Source organism: Oleiagrimonas sp. (assembly GCF_027858935.1).
In the GTDB taxonomy this organism is placed as follows: domain Bacteria; phylum Pseudomonadota; class Gammaproteobacteria; order Xanthomonadales; family Rhodanobacteraceae; genus Oleiagrimonas.
The window spans coordinates 1-4,647 of sequence record NZ_JAQIBU010000226.1 but is presented as its reverse complement, the minus strand read 5'-3'; the positions used below and the strand labels follow the sequence as shown (position 1 = coordinate 4,647).

At 64.0% G+C, this 4,647-nt stretch carries 3 protein-coding genes and 2 pseudogenes; 2 read left to right on the top strand and 3 right to left on the bottom strand.

The features are described 5' to 3' along the window. From PF446_RS08425 to radC, 3 genes and pseudogenes are all read right to left on the bottom strand, one after another. A pseudogene (locus tag PF446_RS08425) lies at positions 1–212 on the bottom strand (SPOR domain-containing protein); the annotation flags it as partial. After that, positions 213–1,901: an arginine--tRNA ligase gene (gene argS / locus PF446_RS08420; protein ID WP_298070988.1), complete on the bottom strand. Its 1,689-nt coding sequence runs from the start codon at positions 1,899–1,901 to the stop codon at positions 213–215. A gap of 549 nt (positions 1,902–2,450) precedes the next feature. Continuing rightward, positions 2,451–3,119, bottom strand: coding sequence for a DNA repair protein RadC (gene radC, locus PF446_RS08415; RefSeq protein ID WP_298070987.1), 669 nt, complete (start codon positions 3,117–3,119; stop codon positions 2,451–2,453). A gap of 120 nt (positions 3,120–3,239) precedes the next feature. On the opposite strand from radC, the gene coaBC reads away from it, so the two are divergent. Continuing rightward, positions 3,240–4,457 carry a bifunctional phosphopantothenoylcysteine decarboxylase/phosphopantothenate--cysteine ligase CoaBC gene (gene coaBC / locus PF446_RS08410; RefSeq protein WP_298070986.1) on the top strand — a complete coding sequence of 406 codons (1,218 nt, stop codon included), beginning with the start codon at positions 3,240–3,242 and terminating at the stop codon, positions 4,455–4,457. Further along, a pseudogene (locus PF446_RS08405) lies at positions 4,454–4,647 on the top strand (dUTP diphosphatase); the annotation flags it as partial. The gene coaBC and the pseudogene PF446_RS08405, both read left to right, overlap by 4 nt.

Here is a 4,647-nt window from a genome sequence, read left to right as displayed (position 1 = left end):
CCGGGCTGGTCGGCGACGCCGGGCTCGCTGTTGCTCGGCACGCTGGTGTCGGGGTTGGCCTGCGGGCCGTTGTGTTTGCGGCTCATCGGAATCCAGCCGCCACGGGTGGCCATGGCCATGAGGATGGCTCCCAGAATCAGTCCGATCAGTACCCAGCCCCAGGCCGGGAACCCGCCGTTGCGAACGGCCTGTTTGCCCTTGCGCGTTGCCATTTACATGCTCTCCGGGGCCGTCAGGCCCAAAAGTTCCAGTCCGTTTGCCAGCACCTGACGCGTGGCCGTGACCAGGGTCAGTCGTGCGTGGCGCAGATCGTCGTCTTCGACCAGGAACTGGTGTGAGTTGTAGTAGGTGTGGAACGCCTGCGCCAGTTCGCGCAGCCATCCTGCCAGCAGATGCGGCTCCAGGCTCGCGGCCGCCGACTCGATGATCTCAGGGTAGCGTGACAGCTCGGTCATGAGCACCTGCTCATGTTCATTGTCCAGTCGTGCCAGGTTGCGGCGGCCGAGCTCGATGTCGAAGTCCAGGCCCTTTTCCTGCAGCTGGCGCAGCACGCTGCACACGCGGGCGTGCGCGTACTGGATGTAGTAGACCGGGTTGTCGTTGGTCTGCGAGCGTGCCAGGTCGATGTCGAACACCAGCTGCGAGTCGCCCTTGCGAGCGATCAGGAAATAGCGCGTGGCGTCGCGTCCAACCTCGTCGATCAGCTCGCGCAGGGTCACGTAGCTGCCTGCACGCTTGGAGATCTTCACCTCCTCGCCGCCGCGCATCACGGTGACCATCTGGTAGAGCACATATACGGGCCACCCTTCAGGGATGCCGATGTTCAGCGCCTGCAGGCCTGCATGCACGCGCGCCAGTGAACCGTGATGGTCCGCGCCGAGCACCGTGTGCGCGCGCTCGTAGCCACGCTGCCACTTGGAGAGGTGGTAGGCCACGTCAGGCACGAAATAAGTGTAGGTGCCGTCGGACTTGCGCATCACGCGGTCCTTGTCGTCACCGTAGTCCGAGGTCCTGAGCCATAACGCGCCCCCATACTTGTAGGTATGGCCGTGTTCGATCAGCGTTTCGACGGTCTCCTCGACCTTGCCGTCCGCGTACAGCGAGGACTCCAGGAAATAGACATCGAAGTGCACCCCGAAGGCTTTCAGATCCAGGTCCTGCTCGTGGCGCAGGTAGGCCACCGCGAAGTCGCGGATCGCGTCCAGGTTCTCGGGATCGGCGACGGCGGTGACGGTGCGGTCGTCGGCGGACACCGATTCGCAGGCCAGATAGGCGCGTGCCACGTCGCAAATGTAGTCGCCACGGTAACCATCCGCCGGCCATCCGGCATCCTCGGGCGACAGGCCGCGTGCGCGGGCCTGGACGGAGATGGCCAGGTTCTGGATCTGGACCCCGGCATCGTTGTAGTAGAACTCGCGCTTGACGTTCCAGCCGGAGGCTTCCAGCAAGCGACAGATACAGTCGCCCAGCGCTGCATTGCGGCCGTGGCCCACGTGCAGGGGTCCGGTCGGGTTCGCGGAGACGAATTCGATCCCGGCCACATGTCCTTTGCCACTGTCGTTGCGGCCGTAGCGTGCGCCGAGGTCCAACACCCGCTCGACCTCGGCGTGATATGCCGCCGGGCTCATGAAGAAGTTGATGAAGCCGGGCCCCGCGATCTCGACACGATCGACCAGGGTACTGTCCGCCAGCGCGGATACCAGAATCTGGGCCAGCTCTCGCGGGTTGCGCCGTGCAGGGCGCGCCAGCAGCATGGCCACGTTGGTGGCGAAATCCCCGTGCTCACGATTGCGCGCGCGTTCGATCACAAACGCGGGGAGCTCAAGGTCGGCGGGCAGGCTGGCATCGTTCTGCAGGGCATGAAGGCCTTGCAGCACCAGGTCATGAAGCAACTGTTTCACGGGGAGGCGTCATAGATTCGGAGCCGCACATGCTATCAGCCCGCGGCAACCACGGAAATCGCCAAGTGTGTGTCATGACTGGAGATTCCCGAAGCTTTCAAGGTGCGCGCCAAGGCTGTGGATAAGTCTGTGGGCACTGTGAGTGCCTTGGCCGGGGTCCAGGTCCTGAATCCTGGTTCACCTGCGGTTCGGCAATGGAAATTCATATATTACAATAATTTACGATGATAATCGCGACCATAAAATGAGCTTTAAAGGCTAAGTGACAGTTTTATGAAATTGTGTATAAGTTCGGTTTGGAGTGTCTGCGCAAGAACAGTCCTGGCCTTGTCATCTGCCAGTCACGAACGATACGCATAATTCATCCAGTTCCTTCATACGTCGCGCGACTCCGGATGTGCGCAGATGCTGAAGGGGCCCAGACACTGGTTGGAAGTGCGCTCCCCCGCTATGCCGCCAGTGTTCGTCGCCCCCCGGCGAGGGTGTAGCGACAACAAGTAAAGCGCGGCCTTTGGCCGCGCTTTTTTTGTGCCCGGGAAACACGCTGGATCAGATCAGTCCGCGCGCGGCCATGGATACAGGAACACCGCTGCCGACGACCAGGTGATCCAGCACGCGCACGCCGATCAGCCGCAGGGCATCACGCAGTTCGAGCGTGATCGAGCGGTCGGCCTGGCTGGGTTCGGCAACGCCGGAGGGATGGTTGTGGGCAAAGATCACGGCCGCCGCATTGTGACGCAGGCAGGCGCGAACCACCTCGCGCGGATGCACGCTGGCACCATCGATGGTGCCGCGGAAGAGTTCCTCGAAGCCCAGCACGCGATGACGGTTGTCCAGATACAGGCACGCGAAGACCTCGTGCGGCAAATGCTGCAGTTGCGCCTTGAGGTAGGCGGCGCTGTCCTGGGGACTGGTGAGGGGGGTCCCGCGTGCGAGGTCTTCTGCAAGTGCCCGCCTCGCCAGCTCCACTGCCGCGCAAAGACGCGCCTTGCGGGCCGGACCGAGGCCGGGCAGGGGCGAGGCCTCAGGATGACCGAGCAGGGCGCCGAGACTACCGCTTGCAGCCACCAGTTCGCGACCGAGCGTTACCGCATCCTTGCCGCGCAAGCCGCTGCCCAGGAGGACGGCGAGAAGCTCGGCATCGCTGAGCGCCTTGGCTCCGTGCGCAAGCAGGCGTTCACGGGGTCGTTCGTGGTCGGGCCAGTCGCGGATGGCCATGATGAAACCTCACAAAAGGGCAACGTTTCAATCCTGCACGCGCATTCGCAAACCGGGCAGCGGCGTGGGTTGCGGAATCCGGTAAGCTAAGGGCTTGCTTGGCTGTCAGCGAGTTCCCACATGAGTCTGGCTCGACGTCGCATTCTGCTCGGCGTGTCCGGAGGCATCGCGGCCTACAAGGCATGCGAACTGGTTCGCCGTCTGCGTGAGGCGGATGCGCAGGTGCGCGTGGTCATGACTGCGGGCGCGGCCCGTTTTGTCACCGCAACCACCTTTCAGGCCCTGTCCGGACAACCGGTGCGTAGCAGCCTGTGGGACGAACAGGCCGAGGCGGCCATGGGCCATATCGAGCTGGCCCGATGGGCTGAACGGATCCTGGTGGCTCCGGCGTCGGCCGACCTCATTGCGCGCCTGGCGCACGGGCACGCCGATGACCTGCTCAGTACGCTTTGCCTGGCCAGTGCCGCACCGTTGCATCTGGCTCCTGCCATGAACCGGCAGATGTGGGCCCATCCTGCCGTACAGGCCAACGTGAGGATGCTCGCCGAACGTGGCGTAAAGCTGCACGGCCCCGGGAGTGGCGACCAGGCCTGCGGTGAAGTGGGTGAAGGTCGCATGCTGGAGCCGACCGAGTTGCGGGAGGCATTGGCGGCCAGCTTTGGTGGCGGTCCGCTTGAGGGTCTGCGCGTGCTGGTCAGCGCGGGTCCGACATACGAGGACATCGATCCGGTGCGCTTTGTCGGCAATCGCAGTTCCGGACGAATGGGCTTTGCGACAGCTGCGGCGGCAGCTGCTGCCGGTGCCGAGGTCTGCCTGATTGCCGGGCCGGTGTGCCTTGACACCCCCGCCGGCGTGGCCCGGCGTATCGATGTGCGAACGGCCCGGCAAATGTCCGATGTCGTGCTGGCCGAATCCACGAACTGCGACATCTATGTGGCGGCGGCCGCGGTCGGCGACTACCGTCCCGAGCAGGTGGCCGGGCAAAAGCTCAAGAAGGAAAGTGGCCAGCCGCTGCATCTGCACATGATCGAGAATCCGGATATTCTCGCCACGCTCGCGGCGGGGGACCGGCCGCCTTTTCTGGTCGGATTCGCTGCCGAGACAGAGAACGTCGAGGGATACGCGCGCGACAAGCTCGAACGCAAGAAGCTGGACCTGATCGCGGCCAACCGTGTCGGTGGTGGCTTGGGGTTCGAAACCGAGGACAATGCGCTTACGCTGCTTTGGCCGGAGGGGCGGGCCCAGTTGCCACGCAGCAGCAAGGAAGCCCTGGCGCAGGAGCTGATGCGCGTGGTGGCCGAGCTTTTTCATGCCAAAGGAAAGCGTGACCCCAGATGATCGACGTCGAGCTCAAAATCCTGGATCCCCGCATGGGCGAGGACATCGCCCTGCCCGCCTATGCAACCGACGGCAGCGCCGGCATGGACCTTCGGGCCGCGGTCGAAGAACCGCTGACCCTTGCGCCAGGCGAGACTGCTCTTGTCCCCAGCGGCGTGGCCATCCATATTGGCGATCCGGGCTGGTGCGC